The 20,166-nt window shown below is 38.4% G+C and carries 14 protein-coding genes and 1 pseudogene; 11 read left to right on the forward strand and 4 right to left on the reverse strand.

Going from position 1 to position 20,166, the window contains the following annotated elements:
• Window position 1 precedes the first annotated feature (1 nt).
• Window positions 2-1,486 (reverse strand): ketol-acid reductoisomerase, encoded by a 1,485-nt coding sequence (gene ilvC / locus H4J69_RS13875; RefSeq protein ID WP_070375378.1) that lies wholly within the window; start codon window positions 1,484-1,486, stop codon window positions 2-4.
• Between the two features lie 199 nt (window positions 1,487-1,685).
• Between ilvC and ilvY the strand changes: the two genes are divergently transcribed.
• Window positions 1,686-2,564: an HTH-type transcriptional activator IlvY gene (ilvY, locus tag H4J69_RS13880; protein ID WP_070375379.1), complete on the forward strand. Its 879-nt coding sequence runs from the start codon at window positions 1,686-1,688 to the stop codon at window positions 2,562-2,564.
• Between the two features lie 123 nt (window positions 2,565-2,687).
• Here ilvY and H4J69_RS13885 read toward each other — a convergent pair whose 3' ends face one another.
• On the reverse strand, window positions 2,688-4,211 hold the full coding sequence (locus H4J69_RS13885; RefSeq protein ID WP_182244640.1) for a YifB family Mg chelatase-like AAA ATPase: 1,524 nt from the start codon (window positions 4,209-4,211) through the stop codon (window positions 2,688-2,690).
• A gap of 501 nt (window positions 4,212-4,712) precedes the next feature.
• Between H4J69_RS13885 and ilvG the strand changes: the two genes are divergently transcribed.
• From ilvG to H4J69_RS13925, 8 genes are all read left to right on the forward strand, one after another.
• On the forward strand, window positions 4,713-6,377 hold the full coding sequence (ilvG, locus tag H4J69_RS13890; RefSeq protein ID WP_070377107.1) for an acetolactate synthase 2 catalytic subunit: 1,665 nt from the start codon (window positions 4,713-4,715) through the stop codon (window positions 6,375-6,377).
• A gap of 1 nt (window position 6,378) precedes the next feature.
• The gene (ilvM, locus tag H4J69_RS13895; RefSeq protein WP_070375381.1) at window positions 6,379-6,624 is read left to right on the forward strand and encodes an acetolactate synthase 2 small subunit; all 246 of its coding nucleotides are present in this window, start codon (window positions 6,379-6,381) and stop codon (window positions 6,622-6,624) included.
• A gap of 115 nt (window positions 6,625-6,739) precedes the next feature.
• The gene (locus H4J69_RS13900; RefSeq protein ID WP_182244639.1) at window positions 6,740-7,666 is read left to right on the forward strand and encodes a branched-chain amino acid transaminase; all 927 of its coding nucleotides are present in this window, start codon (window positions 6,740-6,742) and stop codon (window positions 7,664-7,666) included.
• 236 nt (window positions 7,667-7,902) lie between these two features.
• Window positions 7,903-9,765, forward strand: a complete 1,863-nt coding sequence (gene ilvD, locus H4J69_RS13905; RefSeq protein ID WP_070375383.1) for a dihydroxy-acid dehydratase — start codon at window positions 7,903-7,905, stop codon at window positions 9,763-9,765.
• A gap of 35 nt (window positions 9,766-9,800) precedes the next feature.
• The gene (gene ilvA / locus H4J69_RS13910; protein ID WP_182244638.1) at window positions 9,801-11,372 is read left to right on the forward strand and encodes a threonine ammonia-lyase, biosynthetic; all 1,572 of its coding nucleotides are present in this window, start codon (window positions 9,801-9,803) and stop codon (window positions 11,370-11,372) included.
• 137 nt (window positions 11,373-11,509) lie between these two features.
• On the forward strand, window positions 11,510-12,928 hold the full coding sequence (locus tag H4J69_RS20200; RefSeq protein WP_259367756.1) for a DUF418 domain-containing protein: 1,419 nt from the start codon (window positions 11,510-11,512) through the stop codon (window positions 12,926-12,928).
• A gap of 235 nt (window positions 12,929-13,163) precedes the next feature.
• Window positions 13,164-13,934 (forward strand): response regulator, encoded by a 771-nt coding sequence (locus tag H4J69_RS13920; protein WP_182244637.1) that lies wholly within the window; start codon window positions 13,164-13,166, stop codon window positions 13,932-13,934.
• Window positions 13,935-14,143: 209 nt separating this feature from the next.
• Window positions 14,144-14,866 carry a helix-turn-helix domain-containing protein gene (locus H4J69_RS13925; protein ID WP_182244636.1) on the forward strand — a complete coding sequence of 241 codons (723 nt, stop codon included), beginning with the start codon at window positions 14,144-14,146 and terminating at the stop codon, window positions 14,864-14,866.
• Between the two features lie 60 nt (window positions 14,867-14,926).
• On the opposite strand, the gene H4J69_RS13930 is transcribed toward H4J69_RS13925, so the two are convergent.
• On the reverse strand, window positions 14,927-15,175 hold the full coding sequence (locus H4J69_RS13930; protein WP_070375387.1) for a ubiquinone biosynthesis accessory factor UbiK: 249 nt from the start codon (window positions 15,173-15,175) through the stop codon (window positions 14,927-14,929).
• 186 nt (window positions 15,176-15,361) lie between these two features.
• Between H4J69_RS13930 and rep the strand changes: the two genes are divergently transcribed.
• Window positions 15,362-17,383, forward strand: coding sequence for a DNA helicase Rep (gene rep, locus H4J69_RS13935; protein WP_182244635.1), 2,022 nt, complete (start codon window positions 15,362-15,364; stop codon window positions 17,381-17,383).
• A 1,144-nt stretch (window positions 17,384-18,527) separates the two neighbouring features.
• Here rep and H4J69_RS20205 read toward each other — a convergent pair.
• Window positions 18,528-19,250: a PEP-CTERM sorting domain-containing protein gene (locus tag H4J69_RS20205; protein ID WP_259367757.1), complete on the reverse strand. Its 723-nt coding sequence runs from the start codon at window positions 19,248-19,250 to the stop codon at window positions 18,528-18,530.
• A gap of 481 nt (window positions 19,251-19,731) precedes the next feature.
• Between H4J69_RS20205 and H4J69_RS13945 the strand changes: the two are divergent.
• A pseudogene (locus tag H4J69_RS13945) lies at window positions 19,732-20,166 on the forward strand (transposase); the annotation flags it as partial.

Here is a 20,166-nt window from a genome sequence, read left to right on the forward strand (position 1 = left end):
TTTATTGATTTGACTCTACAATGCGTTTCATATCTGTCATGTAACCACGTAATTTTTTACCTACGCTTTCGACACCATGGCTGCGAATTGCTTCGTTAACTTCAATTAAGCGTACGTTATCAACACCATTTGAGCTTTCTTTTAAGCCTTCACCTAATTCTTCAAGTGACAATTTGCTGGCGAAATCGCTAAGTAAAGGTTGTGCAGCATGGGTAAATAAATAGTTACCGTATTCAGCGGTATCTGAAATGACTACGTTCATTTCGTACAATTTGTTACGGGCAATACAGTTAGCAATTAACGGTGTTTCGTGTAATGACTCGTAATACGCTGACTCCTCAATGATACCCGCAGCAACCATAGCTTCAAAGGCTAGTTCAACACCGGCTTTTACCATAGCAACCACAAAGATGCCTTTGTCGTAGTATTCTTGTTCGGTAATTTCAATGTCGCAATCAGCTGCTTTTTCAAAAGAAGACTCAGCTGTTTCTTCACGCCATTTTAATAAGTTCACATCATCATTTGCCCAATCTTCCATCATAGTGGCAGAGAAGCGACCTTCGATAATGTCGTCCATATGTTTTTCAAATAACGGACGTAAGATGACTTTTAATGCTTCAGACATATCAAACGCTTTAACTTTAGCAGGGTTTGATAAACGGTCCATCATATTGGTGATACCGCCATGCTTTAAGCCTTCCGTTGTTGTTTCAATGCCGTATTGTAATAGCTTACGTGCATACGCAGCATCCATACCTTGCGCAACTAACTGCTTATGGCCAAGTACTGCTGCGGTTTGCAACATGCCACATAAAATAGTTTGCTCGCCCATTAAGTCAGACTTCACTTCAGCAATAAATGATGATTCAAGTACGCCGGCACGATCGCCACCGGTAGCTGATGCGTAAGCCTTAGCTATTGCTAAGCCGTTACCTTGTGGATCATTCTCAGGGTGAACAGCAATTAAAGTAGGTACACCAAAACCACGTTTGTATTCTTCACGTACTTCAGTACCTGGACATTTAGGGGCAACCATGACTACAGTAATATCTTCACGAATTTTCATGCCTTCTTCAACGATATTAAAACCGTGTGAGTAGGCTAAAGTTGAACCCTGTTTCATATGAGGCATAACAGCAGTAACAGCAGAGGTATGTTGCTTGTCTGGTGTTAAATTAAGCACTAAGTCAGCTTGTGGAATTAATTCAGCGTATGTACCTACGGTAAAACCGTTCTCTGTTGCCCATTGCCAAGATTGACGTTTTGATGAAATGGCAGCTTCGCGTAATGCGTAAGAGATATTTAAACCCGAATCACGCATGTTCAAACCTTGGTTTAGTCCCTGCGCACCACAACCAACAATGACAATGTTCCAGTCTTTAATAAAATTACAGCCATCGCTGAATTCTTCACGCTGCATAAAACGACATTTGCCTAACTGACCTAATTTTTCGCGTAAACTTAACGTATTAAAATAATTGCTCATTGGGTTATCCTTTTGTCTCAAATCGACTCAACGTAATGCTGGCGATGTGATCATTAAATGGCTTTATCGGTCTTTCCGACGATGAAGTTATCATAGCGCAAGATTAATGTTGCTTAAAATGATATATTCGCAAGATGGTGTTGCATAAAGTGCAACGATTGGTGGGAAAAATGTTGTCAATGAATGGTAAGAGTAAATAATGGATCTTAAATCGTTAAAAATGTTTGTGCATTTAACCCACAGTCTTCATTTTGGGAAAACCGCTGAAGCGCACCATGTCAGTACTTCTACCTTAAGTCGAATTATTCAAAGGCTGGAAGATCAGTTAGGTTGTTTGCTATTACATCGTGATAATCGTTCAGTCGTGCTAACTGAGGCAGGCATGTTATTTTATAAATATGCCGAACAGCAACTTGAACAATGGCAATTATTGCAATTGTCGCTCGACCAAAAGCAGGCTGAACTACAGGGTAAACTTCACATTTATTGTTCTGTTACTGCCGCTTATAGTCATTTACCACCGCTATTGGAACGCTTTCGCCAACAACACCCGCTAGTTGAAATTGTATTAACGACCGGTGATGCTGCTGATGCCTTTGACCAAGTACAGCAAAAGTTGGTAGATTTTGCTTTTGGTGTAAAACCTGAAAGCTTATCAAGAATGTTTTATTTTCAGCATATTGCTACTGTGCCGTTGGCCGTTATTGCACCAACGATGGCTTGTCGAGTTCAGCAACAATTACAAGACGAAACAATTATTTGGTCTGAAGTACCGATTATTTTAGCTGAGCATGGTGCGGCGCGTAAGCGTTTTGAACTTTGGTATCGTAAAAAGCAACAAGGTAAACCCAATATTTATGCAACAGTTTCGGGTCATGAAGCGCTTGTTAGCATGGTTGCTTTAGGTTGTGGTGTCGGCATGGCCCCAAAAGTTGTTGTTGAAAATAGCCCGGTAAAAGACCGGGTGCAATATTTACAAAATGTTGGCGACATTGAGCCGTTCGACCTCGGCATTTGTTGTTTAAACCAAAGTCGAGAACAAACCTTAGTCAAAGCCTTCTTTGAGGCAATTAAATAGTCTCAGCAACCGCTTTATCGCTAGAGAATAGCCATTGTTATTGGCTAGAAGGCTTTTTGATAAGATGCTAATGCCAGATATATTCAATATGACGACTTTAATCTTATTAATTGTGATGTCCGGTTAAAAAGAAACAGCATCGGTTAGGTGTCTCAGTAATCGGTCCATTGCGCGATAAGACAGCGCTTCAATGATATGTTCATGTTGAATATCTTCAATACTATTCATGTCTGCCAAGGTGCGCGCTATCTTTAATATTTTATGGTGGGCGCGGGTAGACAAACCAAGTTTTTCAACGGCAAGCTCTAAAAACTCATGCTCATCAGTACTCAGTTTGCAAAATATCCGTGTTTCAGCACTCCCTAAGTGAGCATTTGCTTTCCCTTGCCGCTCTAATTGTAATTCTCTACACAGCGCAACCCTTTTCTGTATTTGCGCAGAACTTTCATTGTTATGATCATCCTTTGCCCACATACCTTTGGGTAAACGGGTCACCTCAATTTGAATGTCAATTCGGTCAAGAAAAGGCCCCGATAGGCGATTTAAATAACGTAGCACTTGTTCGGGTGTGCTGCGGTTATCATTGTAAAATCCGGTTGGGCTAGGATTCATCGCAGCTACTAATTGAAATTTTGCTGGAAAGGTTTGTTTGTACATTGCTCGAGAAATGGTGACTTCGGCTGATTCCATGGGTTCACGTAAAACATCGAGCACTTTACGAGCAAATTCTGGTAATTCATCCAGAAATAATACGCCATTATGCGCTAATGAAATCTCTCCCGCTTGTGGTTGGCTGCCACCACCAACCAGTGCCGCAGAAGAAGCCGTATGATGGGGAGCGCGAAAGGGGCGAGTTAACCAAGATTTATGATTGATTTTTTGATGGCTAATCGAAGCGATAGCTGCTGCCTCTAACGCTTCACTTTCGCTCATTGGTGGTAATATTCCAGGTAAACGGCTCGCTAGCATGGTTTTGCCCGTACCAGGTGGCCCAATAAAAAGTAGGTTGTGCGCGCCACAAGCGGAGATTTCTAGAGCTCTTTTTGCCAGTGGTTGGCCAATAACATCAGCAATGTCTTTGCTGGTAGGCACTTGATAATGCTCTACTGCTTTTGCAGACACCAAAGGTAGCGAGCGTTGCTTTAAAAAATGTGGGTATAATTGACTTAAATGTTCTATTGATAAAATATTGGCCTGCTTAACCCAACTCGCTTGCTCAGCATTTTGTTTAGGAATAACTAAGGTTCTTTTAGCGTTAGCGCAAGCAATTGCCATTGGAATTTCACCAATAATTTCACGTAATTCACCAGAAAGCGCAAGTTCGCCAGCAAACTCATATTGGCTTAAATCTGTATTAGGCAGTTGCTTACTGGCAACCAAAATACCAAGCGCTATCGGTAAGTCGAAGCGACCTCCTTCTTTAGGTAAATCAGCGGGTGCTAGATTTATGGTAATTCGCTTTGCTGGGAACTGATAACCACAATTGATGATAGCACTGCGCACCCGATCTTTTGATTCACGTACCGAGGTTTCTGGTAAACCGACAATATTAAATACCGGCAGTCCATTGGCTAAATGCACTTCGACAGTGACAAGGGGAGATTCAAGCCCAACCCGGGCTCTGCTATAAATACAAGCTAAGCTCATAACAAATCCATTTAGTTAGCATCCTGTAAGTTAAGTTTAGGCAGGATTTATCTAAAGTGCTAACGCATCATATAACTAAATTATTTATTTCAATTAAAAAACGCTAGTAAAAAAACTTGCACTTAATATTAGAGCTATGGTACTAATTTAAATAGGCAGCGCAATAGCCAACAAATTTAAAAGTTTTTCATTTTGTTTTTATAAAGAATCAAGGTAATTGAATAAACATGCAAAAATTTAGTTCAGTGATTATTAACATTCTCGTCGTGGTGATTATTAAATCATCGCGAGGTTGTTTGTTGAGCTAAGAAAAACTAAAGCAAAAAACAAACCCTCGCTCCGAAAGGAACGGGGGTTTTTTTATAGATAAAGATGAAAATAATGATGGTCAGTTTTAATATCAATATTTTATATCAATAAATCATACCAACTCAGCGCAAAGGAGAAAGCTCAAACTAACGGTTATGCAAAATGTATTCAGTTGGGTGGGTTAAAAAAAAGATGACAAGTGAAAAGAAACAAACAGGCGGTTCATTACTTTTTGACGTACTTCAGCAGCACGGTGTTGAGCATGTTTTTGGTTATCCTGGTGGCGCTATAATGCCAATTTATGATGCACTTACCGACAGTGACATCCAACACTTCTTGTGTCGTCATGAGCAAGGTGCGGCATTTTCAGCAGTAGGTTATGCAAGAGCATCCGGTAAAGTAGGGGTTTGTTTTGCGACTTCTGGACCGGGGGCAACTAATTTAATTACTGGCCTTGCTGACGCCCTTGCCGATTCAATTCCTATTGTTGCCATAACTGGACAAGTTGCTACTTCGGTGATGGGCTCTGATGCTTTTCAGGAAATCGATATTTTTGGTTTATCACTCGCCTGTACTAAGCATTCTTTTCAGGTAACAGATATTAATGATCTTGAAAAAGTTTTACATCAAGCCTTTGCTATAGCATTGGAAGGGAGACAAGGTCCTGTTCTTGTCGATATCCCAAAAGACATTCAAATTGCGCATGTGGTTAGCCAAGGCAGTGTAGTTTCAACCTTGAAAAATAAAGTTAATTTACCACCGGCTAATGTTGGTTCTGCAATCGCTATGCTTTGTCATGCAAAACAGCCTGTTTTGTATGTGGGTGGCGGTGTAGGTATGGCAAACGCGGTCGATGAATTACGCGATTTTATTGATATTACCCATATACCGAGTGTTTCAACATTAAAAGGTTTAGGTGCTATTTCGCCTAATAATGAAAACTATCTTGGCATGTTAGGCATGCACGGCACTAAAGCGGCAAACTTAGCGGTACAAGAAAGTGATTTATTGGTTGTTGTTGGTGCACGTTTTGATGATCGAGTTACTGGGAAATTAACTGAGTTTGCGCCCCATGCGAAAGTTATTCATTTTGATATAGATACAGCCGAGATTAATAAACGCCGAGCCGCTGATTCAGCGATCTTAGGTGATTTAAAAACTAATTTACCTGCCTTATCGATTCCTTTAGAAATCAAAAGTTGGCAACAAAAATGTCAGCAAATGAAAGCTGATTTTTCTTGGGATTATAATCATCCTGGCAGCACTATTTTTGCACCAGCGGTACTTAAAGAGTTGAGCGATAAAATGCCGCTAAACAGTTGTGTTACCACTGATGTTGGTCAACATCAAATGTGGGCGGCACAGCATATGTCATTTGATCACCCTAGTAACTTTTTAACCAGTGCTGGAATGGGCACCATGGGCTTTGGCTTACCGGCCGCGATCGGTGCACAAGTTAGCCGACCAACAGATTGTATTATTACTGTTTCAGGCGATGGCTCTATCATGATGAATGTGCAAGAACTCTCAACAATAAAGCGTTTTCAGTTACCGGTAAAAATTGTCCTCATTGATAATGCCAAATTAGGTATGGTCCGCCAATGGCAAGATTTATTTTTTGATGGACGTTTAAGTGAAACAGATCTTTCTGATAACCCTGATTTTGTCATGCTTGCAAATGCATTTGACATTAAAGCTAAACAGATAAGCTCTAAGGCAGAGGTTTCTGAGGCGATTGAAGAGATGTTAGCGCATAACGGGCCTTATCTTTTACAAGTTAAAATAGATGCCGCAGATAATGTTTGGCCACTAGTTCCACCCAATACAGCCAATGATAAAATGATGGAGAGTACTTAAGATGAATCATTATCAATTACGTATAAAGGCTGATGATAAGCAAGTGGTGTTAGAGCGTATTTTACAAGTCACCCGCTACCGAGGCTTCCTAATCGAAGGCATTAAGGCGCGAGTTAATACCGGTACAAATATCGGCACTATAGAATTAATGGTGCGAAGTGAGCGACCTATTTCACTTTTAGTTGATCAAATTAATAAACTGATTGATATCAAAGACGTCAAGGTAGACAAAAATACCACGAAGTAATGTCGCTCATAACCAGTTATAATAATTGCGCAACAAGCACCCATAAAAATTCAGAGTTGGTTGGGTAATTAAACTACAGCTAACTCGTTAAAAATATTATAAATTAGGAAGAAAAATGGCTAAAGTAAATGCAGAACTAATTTGGTTTAATGGTGAACTCATGCCTTGGAAAAATGCTACCGTGCATGTAATGAGTCACGCTTTGCATTATGGTTCCTCGGTATTTGAAGGTATCCGTGCTTATGATACTCATAAAGGTACGTGTATTTTTCGTTTAGAAGAACATATTAAACGTTTATTTGATTCAGCAAAAATCTATCGAATGAATATCCCTTTTACCCAAGAAGAAATTGTTCAAGCCTGTAAAAATGCCGTTGCTGAAAATGGTTTAGCTTCTGCTTACTTACGTCCGTTGGCTTTTTTGGGTGATATCGGTATGGGGTTACGTCCACCTATTGATGCAAAAGCTGATGTAATGATTGCTGCATTTAGTTGGGAAGCTTACCTAGGCGCTGATGCTATTGAGAATGGTGTAGAAGTTGGAGTGTCAAGTTGGAATCGATTAGCACCTAACACTATGCCAACAGCAGCAAAAGCCGGTGGTAATTACCTTTCATCACAACTGATTTCAGCTGAAGCTGCTCGTCATGGTTATGCTGAAGGTGTCGCACTTGATATCAATAATATGGTTAGTGAAGGAGCCGGTCAAAACTTATTTTTGATCCGCAAAGGTATTCTTTATACCCCTCCTGGAACGGCTTCGATTTTACAAGGTTTAACCCGCGATACTGTATTTTTTCTTGCAGAACAATTGGGTTATGAAGTACGTGAAGAGCCAATTTCTCGTGAGTCATTGTACTTAGTTGATGAGTTCTTTATGTGTGGCACAGCAACGGAAGTTGTACCAGTAAAATCAGTGGACGGAATGCTTGTCGGTAATGGTACCCGTGGACCGATCACTAAAGCTATTCAAGAAGCATTTTTTGGTATTTTCAACGGAACGACTACTGTTCCAGATAATTGGTTAGATCCCGTTAAATAACGGTAATAAAAGCAACTCGTTGTCATTACCACTTTACCGGCATCGGCAATACTCGCTTCTGACGATAAGCCCGTTACGCCTTCTTTGCTAAAGTGGCAAATGTTGAAGAGTTGCTATCACCGTAAACTATAAATAAAACCGATAAGGTTTTATTTTAAGAGCTTCTTGGAACAGTAGCTTTCAAAATAAAATTTTTCACAATATTAATTCACATTATCAATTGGAATGTAAATATCATGCCTAAATTAAGATCTGCAACTTCTACTCAAGGCCGTAATATGGCTGGGGCTCGTGCTTTATGGCGCGCAACAGGAATGACGGATAATGATTTTGGCAAACCAATTATTGCGGTTGTTAACTCCTTTACTCAGTTTGTACCCGGTCATGTTCATTTAAAAGATATGGGACAGCTTGTTGCCGGTGCTATTGAAAAAGCGGGTGGTGTCGCTAAAGAATTTAATACCATTGCGGTTGATGATGGTATTGCCATGGGTCACAGCGGTATGCTTTACAGTTTACCTTCGCGTGATTTAATTGCCGATTCGGTTGAATATATGGTTAATGCGCATTGTGCCGATGCTATGGTCTGTATTTCAAACTGTGACAAAATCACGCCGGGTATGTTAATGGCGGCTATGCGCTTAAATATTCCAGTGATTTTTGTTTCCGGTGGCCCAATGGAAGCTGGTAAAACTAAGCTTTCTAACCAAATTATCAAACTTGACCTTGTTGATGCGATGATCCAGGGTGCTGACCCAAAAGTCTCTGACGCGCAAAGTGACCAAGTTGAACGTTCGGCTTGTCCTACTTGTGGTTCTTGTTCGGGCATGTTTACTGCTAATTCAATGAACTGTTTAGCAGAAGCGTTAGGTTTAGCACAACCGGGTAACGGTTCAATGCTTGCAACCCATGCTGACCGTGAACAACTGTTCTTAAACGCGGGTAAAGAAATTGTTAAATTAACTAAGCGCTACTATCAAGAAAATGACGAGTCGGCGTTGCCACGTAATATTGCTAACAAAGCGGCGTTCGAAAATGCCACTTGTTTAGATATTGCTATGGGTGGTTCAACAAATACCGTGTTGCATTTAATCGCCGCTGCGCAAGAAGCTGATATTGATTTCACCATGAAAGATATGGATCGCTTATCAAGAGTTGTCCCGCAGTTATGTAAAGTTGCTCCTTCTACACCTAAATACCATATGGAAGATGTACATCGCGCTGGTGGTGTCATTGCAATTTTAGGTGAATTAGCTCGTGCTAATTTATTAACCATGGACATCAAAAACGTACTGGGTTTAACACTTGATGAAATGCTAGAAAAATATGATATAACGTTAACTAAAGACCAAAGCGTGATCGACTTTTTCCGTGCAGGCCCCGCAGGTATTCGTACCACTAAAGCTTTTAGTCAAGATTGTCGTTGGGATACTGTTGATGACGATCGTGAAAACGGCTGTATACGTTCACTTGAACACGCGTATTCATTAGAGGGTGGCTTAGCGGTATTAGCAGGTAATATTGCCCCTGATGGTTGTGTTGTTAAAACGGCGGGTGTATCAGATGATAATTTAGTTTTTACCGGTCCAGCTCATGTTTTTGAAAGCCAAGATGATGCGGTTTCAGGTATTTTAGCGGGCAAGGTTGTTGCTGGCGAAGTGGTTGTTATTCGTTACGAAGGCCCTAAAGGGGGTCCAGGTATGCAAGAAATGCTTTACCCAACCACGTACTTAAAATCTATGGGGTTAGGTAAAGAATGTGCCCTATTAACCGATGGCCGTTTCTCTGGTGGTACTTCTGGTTTATCTATTGGCCATGTTTCTCCTGAAGCTGGCAGTGGCGGTATGATTGCCTTAGTTGAACAAGGTGACATTATTCATATCGATATTCCTAATCGCGATATTACATTAAACGTCAGCGAAGCAGTTTTAGCTGAACGTCGCACTAACATGGAAGCAAAAGGCAAGGATGCTTGGAAACCCCTTAACCGTGTACGCCCAATTAGCTATGCCTTGAAAAATTACGCGATGTTAGCAACAAGTGCTGACAAAGGTGCAGTACGTAACCGTGATTTACTTGACGGTTTAGTTGGGGCGTAAGGTGAATTTCTTGATGACCTTTTGGAATAAATATAATGACTGAAGCTGAACAGCAAGCTTTAGTGCTTGCGAAAGAAACTCAAGAACAAGGGCTCGACTATTTACGAAGAATTCTATTGGCACCCGTTTATGATGTTGCTATAGAAAGTGAATTAACACCATTAACTAAGTTGTCATCACGTTTAGGCAATCAAATTTTCCTTAAACGTGAAGACCAGCAACCGGTTCATTCTTTTAAGATCCGTGGTGCTTATAATAAGCTTGTTAATTTAACTGAAGAGCAGTGTATTCATGGGGTGATTGCCGCTTCTGCCGGTAATCATGCTCAGGGCTTGGCACTTGCAGCAAATAAGCTCGGTATTAAAGCCACGATTGTTATGCCAATAACAACACCTGATATAAAAGTTGATAATGTACGTCGTTTTGGCGCCGAAGTGCGTTTAGTCGGTAAAAGTTTCAATGAAGCGCAAGTTGCTTCATTAGATTTTGCCCGAGATGAAAATAAAACAATAGTTCCTCCTTTTGATGATATCGATATTATCGCTGGACAAGGCACGGTTGCCAAAGAACTTTTACAGCAGCACCCAAAAATTGACGTTGTTTTTGTTCCGGTCGGTGGTGGCGGTTTACTAGCAGGTATGTCGGTTTATTTAAAGCAACTACGACCCAATATAAAAGTTATCGGTGTTGAAGCAGAAGACTCTGCTTGCTTGAAAGCCGCTATGGAAGCCGGTAAACCGGTCGACTTAGAACAAGTGGGACTGTTTGCTGATGGGGTTGCCGTAAAGAGGATTGGTGAAAACACCTTCAATGTCATTAAACATTATTGCGATGACGTGATCACGGTAACAACCGATGAAATTTGTACTTCTATCAAAGACATCTTTGAACAGACACGCGTGATTTCAGAACCTGCTGGTGCATTGTCATTGGCGGGCTTACAGAAATATTGTAAAACCAGCGCTGGAGATGAAGCATTAGTTGCTATTCTGTCTGGCGCTAATATGAATTTTCATACGTTACGATATATTTCAGAGCGATGTGAATTAGGAGAGCAAAAAGAAGCGGTGCTCGCAGTAAAAATTCCAGAAAAGAAAGGTAGTTTTAGAACCTTCTGTCATGCCTTAGATGGACGAGTGATCACTGAGTTTAATTACCGTTATGCAACAAAAGCCGATGGCAGCCATAAAAGTGCTAATATTTTTGTAGGTGTTAGAACCAGTGGTGAAGATGATCGAAATCACTTACTGTCACAGTTAACTAAAAGAGATTATCGAGCAACAGATCTTACTGATAACGAATTAGCTAAACTTCATGTCCGCTATATGATTGGTGGCCAAAACTCTTCACCAACTCCAGAGCGTATTTTTCGTTTTCAGTTTCCTGAATATCCAGGTGCATTGGAAAAGTTCTTAGATACCTTAGGCGAGCATTGGAATATTACTTTATTTCATTACCGTAATCATGGTGCGGCTTTCGGTCAAGTATTAGCTGGCTTTGAAGTGAAGAATGATGATCAGCTTGCCTTTTTTAATCATCTAAAAGATTTAGGTTATGAGTGGCAAGAAGAAACCGAAAATAAAGCCTATCAAGCATTTTTAAATTAAATCGAGAGATTATTTAAATAACCTTTACTGATCAAATACTAAAGCCACTTTAATTGAAGTGGCTTCTTATATTTTATACTTTTCAATTACAGAAAAATTAGTTTATTCTATATCCATAAAAACTATATGGACAATTCATGATGCAAGTAAGCCAAGAAGATGAATCGGTAATACCCCCCCCTAAGTTAAAACCCTTGGATAAACATAAACGTGTTGATGCCTTAGATATTTTACGCGGCCTAGCTCTCGTTGGTATTTTATTGATGAATATTGAATGGTTTAACCGTGCAATTATTTCTTTAGGCGGACACGATACAACATTAACAGGTATTGACCATGCAATTGGTTGGTTAATTCGTTGTTTTGTTGAAGGTAAATTTTATAAATTATTTGCCCTTATCTTTGGAATGGGCTTTGCTGTTATGTTGTTACGTGCCAAAGATGCAGGTCGACCCTTTGGTGCTTGGTTTGTTCGTCGTATGTTGGTATTGCTGCTCATCGGTATAGCCCATATGATTTTTTTATGGGGCGGTGATATTTTACACCAGTACGCTATCGCGGGTTTAATCCTATTAGCTTGGGTTACCTATAAAAAAACAGAAGACCCAAAAGCTTATTTAAAACTAGCCTTAATGTGGCTAATGATCCCTCTTTTTCTGGTGAGTTTTTTGGGTTCTATATTGGGCATGGTTTTTAACGAGTCTAAGTATCAAGAAATATGGCAAAACGACCTTGATATATATACAGCAGTTGAACAGCAATTACTGACAAATACTGATGTTATATTAGAAAAGAACGATGCTATTGATAGCGAAGAAGCTATACTTACCGATGAAGAACTTAGAGAAATCACTATTGCTGAAACCATTGAGCAACGTAAAGTATTACAGGCGGATATTGCTGAAGAAGATAATGCCTTTATGCAAAATAGTTATTGGCAAGCTACAGAATACCGGCTTGGCTTTCTGGGGTTTATGTTGATGTTCACGCCTATTATGTCGTTGTTCGTTTTAATACCAATATTTATCTTAGGTTTTTGGCTGGTGGTGACAGAAAAAATAACCAAACACCAAGAGCATCATAAATTTTTTAGTCTCTTGGCTAAAGTCGGTTTATGCGTTGGTATTCCATTAAATGTTGCTAGCATCTTAATTATTCAACACCCTGCCGCAGCTATTTCAGTGGTGCTGCAAGGTGTTGGGCAAACACTTTTTTATATCGGCCAATATTTACTTTCGGCAGGATATTTAGGTCTCGTTGTTTGTGCGTTAAACAAACAAAAGTGGCAGCAGTTTTTTGTCGCATTTTCACCCATGGGGCAAATGGCATTAACCAATTATTTAATGCACTCAGTTATTTTAACGAGTATCTTTTATGGTTATGCGGGAGGGCAATACGGTGAGATATCAAGAGCACCGCAAATGCTTATTGTTATAGCCATTATAGTGACTCAAATAATATTATCTAAATGGTGGTTAAACCGCTACCGCTTTGGTCCCATGGAATGGTTATGGCGTAGCCTAACCTATAAACAAATGCAGCCAATGAAGTTGTAACCTGCGGTAGATTTAAGCGAGTTTACCTTTAAAAGTTAACAAGTAGCCATTGGCTGCTTGTTACATAAAGAAGATAGATTAACTTGTTTTATTGTTTACTTTAATGACGACAATTCTCTTTGTTTAGCAGAAGCAGTTAAGCAAAGAAGAGCCACCGGGTAATATAAGTTTACTTAGTGAAACTCTCAGGTATAGTAATTTATAATTAAGTTTTACTAATGCGAGTGAGTTTTATATGACCCAAAAAAGATTGCTCGTTGTTGAGGACAGTAAATCAATTGCGCTAGTTATTGAAAAAATTGCTGTTTCCTTAGGATATTCCGTGACCATCGCTCACACCTTTGCTCATGTTAAAGTGTTGCTCGCCCAAGAGCATAGTTTTTTCTTAGCGACGCTTGATTATGGTTTACCTGATGCGCCTAATGGTGAAGTTGTTCCCTATATTGTTCAGCACAATATTCCCAGTATTATCATGACGGGCCGAATTGATGACACTACGCATAAGAAATTACTTAACCAACCCATTATTGATTACATTACAAAAACGAATGCTCAGGCTTATCATTACTTACTTCGAATCCTTCATGGTCAACTTCATAACCCAAAAATTGGTGTTTTAGTCGTTGATGATTCTTTAGCCTCAAGAAATCATGTTTGTCAGTTACTTAAACGAAGAAACTTTACAGTTTATGATGTTGAAGATGGTACCAAAGCAATTAAAAAGCTTGAGGAGCAACCAGATATAAAAATTGTGATCCTTGAGCAAGATTTAACCGGGGTGAGTGGCTTAGAATTAGTGCATAAAATTAGAGCCAAACACCCAATTAATGAGTTAATCATTATAGCGGTAGCGAGTTCAGAAAAGAGTTTTCAATCAGCACGATTCATTAAAAATGGTGCCGATGATTTTCTACGAAAACCTTTTTGTCCCGAAGAATTCTATTGCCGCGTTATGCTAAATATTGAGAAGCTACAATATATTGAGAAACTAAAAGATATCAATTAAATTAAGTTTATCCTTAAAATAAAAAAGCAGCCACCGGCTGCTTTTTTATGGGTAAGCAATGACAATAAACATTTATGTCAAATACCCCTAACAACATTTCTATATTCAACAATATTCTTAAATATTCACCTTTATATTATTGCAGGAATAACCAAGAATAAGTCTGCTGTCGACGGCATTTTAATACTTAATCTAAAAAGGAAAAGCAAATGACGCTTGGTGAACAGTTAAAAAAACTTAGAAATGAAAAAGCATTAAGTCAGCCTGATTTAGCTGATTTAACGGGAATAGAGCAATCTTATTTATCAAAGTTAGAAAATGATAAGTCAATGCCATCAAATGATATTTTTAGAAGGTTATTAGCCGCTTATGAGTTATCTTTAGCTGATTTTATAGCTGCATTCGACAGACGCTACGCTGAGACTCAGCTTAAGCAGATACCTGATATAGAGAATTGGTTAAAGCAGCAACAGCAATCACAAATGTTAAATCAAAGGCGTTATCTTTATATATGCAGTGCACTGATTGTCCTTGCGCTTACTTTATTCTATGTTGGGCAAAGTAAAATATTGTTTCCAGAGGTACAGTTTGGATACTATTCTCAAGGCGTTGTTTTAGCGGGAGAGCCAAAAGATATATTTGATGATTGGGAGAAGATGATCCCGCGAGAAGATGTAAAAAACCAGCTTTACTATAAAAAGAAGATGGAGATGACACAACGTAAGGACGAAAAATTCATATTGTCTGAGAAATTCTTAGGGAAAAACTATGTCGTAACATTACCAAAAGGTCTTCGGCTTTATCGTGCTGATAGTGAAAAAATGATTGCTCAGCCAATAAATGCATGGCTACGAATAGCGGGTGTATTCTTGTTTTTCATGGGAATTATGGGCTTTGTTTTAGAGCGGCGTGTCTATAAAATAGTCACTTAGTCATACTCTTCGAAGCGATAAGTTAGTTGTACCGATAATAACTTATCGCTATTTGTGACTTTATTCAGCTAACTTAGTTTCGATTTCAGCGAGCTTATTTTCTAACTCAGCCAGTTTTTGACGCGTTTTTAATAATACTTGTGTTTGAACATCAAACTCTTCACGAGAAACTACGTCAAGCTGTGTTAATTTTCGTTGTAACACCACTTTAGTTTTTTCTTCAATATCTGCAGCTATATCTTTGAATTTAGGTGGAATTGCATCGGAAACTTGTTTGGCGATTTCTTCAATCTTTTTAGCGTTAAACATAATCATTATCCTTAGTTCATCAATGAGCTCATTGTAATGTATTTAATGGTTTTGCCAATGGCTAATTTATTAACTCCAAGATATTTAACAATGTAGAGTTTGACCTGTGCGTGGGTATATACGATATAGAGCAAACAAGGTAAAATCATCGCCCTGAAAATCTAATTATCTGAAAAACTGAACACTATGAAACTTAACCCCGGACAAAATGAAGCGGTAAAATATGTTACTGGCCCCTGCTTAGTCTTAGCCGGCGCGGGTAGTGGTAAAACAGGGGTTATCTGTAAGAAAATTGCTTATCTTATTGAAAAATGTGATTACAAAGCCCGTAATATTGCGGCAGTAACCTTTACCAATAAAGCCGCACGAGAAATGAAAGAACGTGTGATTAAGATGATGGACAAAAGTTTAACGCGAGGTCTCACCGTTTCGACTTTTCACTCGCTGGGTCTTGATATTATTCGTAAAGAAATTAAAACCTTAGGTTATAAACCCGGTTTTACCTTATTTGACGACCAAGACACGTTGTCTTTATTAAAAGAATTAACACATGATGAGCTTGATGGTGATAAAGATTTACTGAGTAAATTACAGAGCATGATTTCCAATTGGAAAAATGACTTAATGTTACCCGACACCGCGATAAAAATGGCTGGTGATGCAGACACCACGATGTTTGCTGAATTCTACCAGCTCTATCAAAAACATATGAAAGCCTATAACGCGCTTGATTTCGATGACTTAATCTTAATCCCTACCTTGTTGTTAAAAAACTTTCCTGACGTTAAAGCACGCTGGCAGAAAAAAATTCAATACTTACTGGTTGATGAATATCAAGATACCAATGCTAGCCAATATGAGTTAGTAAAATTAATTGCGGGTGAACGGGCCTTGTTAACGGTTGTTGGCGATGACGATCAATCTATATATTCATGGCGTGGTGCAAAACCGCAAAATCTTGTTTTACTCGGAGAAGATTTTCCGCAACTTAAGTTGATTAAGTTGGAACAAAATTACCGCTCAAGTGGCCGTATTCTTAAGTGTGCCAATACTTTAATCGCGAACAACCCTCATGTTTACGACAAAGCGTTATTTAGTGAGTTGGCTTACGGCGTTGAACTGCGCGTTATTCAAGCGAAAAATGAAGAGCATGAAATTGAGCGAGTGGTCGGTGAATTAATTGGTCATAAGTTCTTAAACAAAAGTAAATTTAAAAATTATGCGATCTTATATCGTGGTAATCATCAATCGCGCTTATTAGAAAAAGCATTAATGCTTAACCGTATTCCTTATAAGATCAGCGGTGGGACTTCATTTTTCTCACGCAGCGAAATTAAAGACATGATGGCATTTTTACGTGTTTTGGTGAACCCGGATGATGACAATGCATTCCTAAGAATAGTTAATGTACCACGCAGAGAAATTGGACCCACGACACTAGAAAAACTGGGTAATTACGCCAATATGCGGCAAATAAGTATGTTCGCCGCTAGTTTTGAGTTGGGGCTTGAACAGCATTTAACCGGTCGTGGTTTAGTACATGTGCAAAGGTTTACTCGTTGGTTAGTTGAAACTGGCGATCACGCGGAGCGAGGTGATACGCCTGCCGTGCTTAGAGCGATGATCCGTGAAATAAATTATGAAGACTGGCTGTACGACACTTCGCCTAGCCCAAAAGCAGCAGAAATGCGCATGAAAAACGTTACGCAACTTTTTAGTTGGGTAACTAATATGCTTGAAGGGGATGATGAAGAAGAGCCTATGTTATTGCCAGCCATTGTAACCCGCTTAACCTTGCGCGATATGATGGAACGTGGCGAAGATGAAGACGATGCTGACCAAGTACAATTAATGACACTACACGCTTCTAAGGGGCTAGAATTTCCTTATGTCTTCTTGATTGGCATGGAAGAAGGTTTATTGCCACACCAAACAAGTATGGACGAAGGTAATGTTGAAGAAGAGCGTCGATTGGCTTATGTGGGAATTACCCGTGCGCAACGTGAATTGATTTTTACTTATGCCAAAGAGCGCCGACAATATGGTGAAGTTTCTCGCACTGAAGCGAGTCGATTTTTACACGAATTACCGCAAGACGATTTAAGTTGGGAGCTAACAGAAACTAAAAAAAGCCAAGAACACAAAGACAAAACCACTAAAATGGGTGTGGCGAATTTGCGTGATATGCTCAAGAATAAAAACAAATAAGTACTTTTTATGTTTTGGCTAAAGGTAGCTAAAATAGAAAAACTTCAATTAAGCCCGCCATTAATGATAATAAAATAACGCCTCTCTGCTTCAGGGAGGCGTTATTTTTTATTAAAAATTTGCCATGAAAATTAAAATAATCTTACAAAGTTAAACAAATGAAATACAAAAACTGAACAGTTAATGTTTTGTATTTTATTATAATTAATTTACACAAAGTTCGACCTTTAGCTCAATAAAAGGCGATAAATCTCTTATTGGTCTCACTTTTAATGAAAAATTAATTATATGGATATTGCAGTTGATGAGTTTAAAGAAAGTACTGTTGAGTTTTTTTATGGGAATTTCCATCAGTTCATGTGCGTTCGTTCCCTCTTCTTCACCTGACCAGCCTTACTATTATGACTGCGATATGGTGACAAAAAAACTAACCTTAAAATCCACTCAAATGGGGGAGCTAGGAGATTGTGACGATGGCGGTATAGCGGAATGTATCATTATGACGGGTATTTTGAGTACAGCAATCTTGATTGTTTCTGGCAGTGTCGTTTTGTTAGGTAATACTTTGCATTGGTCAGAATATAAGTTGAAATGTTAGACATACAATAAGGTCATCTAAAACTCAAATAGCTCAACAGATATAATTTATTGTTGGTGGGTTTCCTATTCATTATTTTACGGGTTTGTAAAAATAACGTTGCGATTTGTGAAAGCGAGTAACGCACAAATTACAAAGTCTGCTTCAAGTTCATTGCTGCCTTTGGTATTTCACCTTAGTGCCAATTTACTGACCTAAATTAGCCATAAAAATTAGACAAGTTTATGTTCACTTATATACGTTAGCTGACATAAGCCTTTGCTTATTTAGTTGCGACCATTTCGACAATTATTCGTAAAAAGGATAGGTTATGTATGGATGATTTTTGTCAAAAACTATAAAAATTACACAAGTAGTGCTGAATAATTAGTTAAAGTGCCTGAAGGCTTTTACACGTATAATATAACAAAGGATACTTATAGTAGTGATTTACGATAAAAATCACTGTTAAAGAATCATTAGGAGTAGTAATTTTTTACACTAATACCAGAAAAAACATCAATCATGACGATTGATGTTTTCTATAATAAAAAATATTAAATTTTATTATTTCTTAAATCGACGTGATGCTAAACCAATCATTCCTAATGCAAAAATAGCAAGTGTTGATGGTTCAGGCACTTCGGCAGTACGTGGTGATGTTACGTAAGCTAACTCATCTGTAATAAACGGAAGATTACCACCATGATAGTTAAAGTCTGTTGATGTAACTATAATATTACCTAAGCCAAAATTCGCATACATGCCTAGTGTTGTTGTTCCTGAAGTTAAGAATACGTTCCAATTACTATCACCGCTTAAACCCCCGAGATGGTGATTAGCTCCGTTGACATTAGTCAATGCTGTAAAAGTATTATCACTAATAGTTTGGTTGCCTGAACTATAAGTAGATGAACCAAAGAAATTAATGCCAGAGCCATTCAAAGCACTAGTACCACTTTGCGCTCCATCAAAAATGACACCACCACCTAAGCTAATATAACCCAATAAGGTATCTGACCAAAAACCACTAGAAATAGTACTTCCAGCCCAATTAAACAATAATGCATCATAATTTGAAAACAAATCTTCTGACGTTTGCGTATCTAAAAAAGTAGTACTAATTATATTGACACTGCTACCTGACTCTATTGAGTTAGCTGCATTCAATAGATCTCCTGTAGATCCATCGATGGCTCCAATAATTAAACCAGCATTTGCTATATTAGGTATGCAGCTCATAGTCAAAAATAAGCTTACCAAAGCAGTTTTTAAAAAATTACACTTCATTTTACTTCCTCTTTTATCCCTTCCAAATGAAAGTTGGCAGGTAATAGTTAAAATAGTGATGTATCTATCCTTATACGTTAATACAAAAAATATGCCAAGCTTAAAAAAATCAATAATTTCAATATGATGATAAATTATACAAATTCAAATAAAGTTACATTGTAAAATAACCTGACACCAAATAACTTATCAATCAGTTGGTTTTATGACATAACATTAATAAGCTTTGATTTAACAAGGGTTACTAGAAAAACACAATTAGATGGTTGAATTTCACCTGGAACTTTAGATATATCATCAATATATTCATTTTAAAATATATAAAACAACCATTTAAGTAGTTTGATTGATTAAAAACCAGCAGTGCTAATTATTGTTATTCACTACATCAAAATACTAATTAAGCCACCCATAATAACTTGTTTGTTTTTTCAACAATAAACTACACTTAGTTTACCCTCTTATAAGTGTGGTGATTATTATGCCCAAGCCTCGTTCACAACAAATCAGTTTATCTGATACGCCGTATTATCATATTTGCAGTCAAACCGTTCGAAAAGCCTTTTTATGTGGTGTTGATAAAGAAACCGGTGTCAGTTACGAGCACAGGCGTCATTGGATTGAACAGCGTATTTTTAAATTATCTCAGGTCTTTGCTATTAATATTTGTGCTCACGCTGTCATGAATAATCACTTACATTTAGTCCTTCATGTTGATAGTGAAAAAGCTAACAACTGGACGACGCTAGAAGTACTGTCCCGTTGGCATAAGTTGTTTAAAGGCACCCTGCTGACCCGTCAATTTCAACAAGAGCAATCATTAACTACATTAACCCCATTCGAAATGGAAATGGTTGAAGAAACAGCACAAGTCTATAAACAGCGCTTAATCGATATCAGTTGGTATATGCGGGCA

It is taken from the genome of Colwellia sp. BRX10-9, assembly GCF_014077405.1.
Taxonomy (GTDB): Bacteria; Pseudomonadota; Gammaproteobacteria; order Enterobacterales; family Alteromonadaceae; genus Colwellia_A.

Bases quoted from the DNA above. Each gene is read 5' to 3' on its own strand.
- ilvD (WP_070375383.1), top strand. From the start codon at position 7,903: ATGCCTAAATTAAGATCTGCAACTTCTACTCAAGGCCGTAATATGGCT.
- ilvM (WP_070375381.1), top strand. From the start codon at position 6,379: ATGAATCATTATCAATTACGTATAAAGGCTGATGATAAGCAAGTGGTG.
- H4J69_RS13920 (WP_182244637.1), top strand. From the start codon at position 13,164: ATGACCCAAAAAAGATTGCTCGTTGTTGAGGACAGTAAATCAATTGCG.
- H4J69_RS20205 (WP_259367757.1), bottom strand. From the start codon at position 19,250: ATGAAGTGTAATTTTTTAAAAACTGCTTTGGTAAGCTTATTTTTGACT.
- H4J69_RS13925 (WP_182244636.1), top strand. From the start codon at position 14,144: ATGACGCTTGGTGAACAGTTAAAAAAACTTAGAAATGAAAAAGCATTA.
- ilvC (WP_070375378.1), bottom strand. From the start codon at position 1,486: ATGAGCAATTATTTTAATACGTTAAGTTTACGCGAAAAATTAGGTCAG.
- rep (WP_182244635.1), top strand. From the start codon at position 15,362: ATGAAACTTAACCCCGGACAAAATGAAGCGGTAAAATATGTTACTGGC.
- H4J69_RS13900 (WP_182244639.1), top strand. From the start codon at position 6,740: ATGGCTAAAGTAAATGCAGAACTAATTTGGTTTAATGGTGAACTCATG.
- ilvG (WP_070377107.1), top strand. From the start codon at position 4,713: ATGACAAGTGAAAAGAAACAAACAGGCGGTTCATTACTTTTTGACGTA.
- H4J69_RS13930 (WP_070375387.1), bottom strand. From the start codon at position 15,175: ATGTTTAACGCTAAAAAGATTGAAGAAATCGCCAAACAAGTTTCCGAT.
- ilvY (WP_070375379.1), top strand. From the start codon at position 1,686: ATGGATCTTAAATCGTTAAAAATGTTTGTGCATTTAACCCACAGTCTT.
- H4J69_RS20200 (WP_259367756.1), top strand. From the start codon at position 11,510: ATGATGCAAGTAAGCCAAGAAGATGAATCGGTAATACCCCCCCCTAAG.
- H4J69_RS13885 (WP_182244640.1), bottom strand. From the start codon at position 4,211: ATGAGCTTAGCTTGTATTTATAGCAGAGCCCGGGTTGGGCTTGAATCT.
- ilvA (WP_182244638.1), top strand. From the start codon at position 9,801: ATGACTGAAGCTGAACAGCAAGCTTTAGTGCTTGCGAAAGAAACTCAA.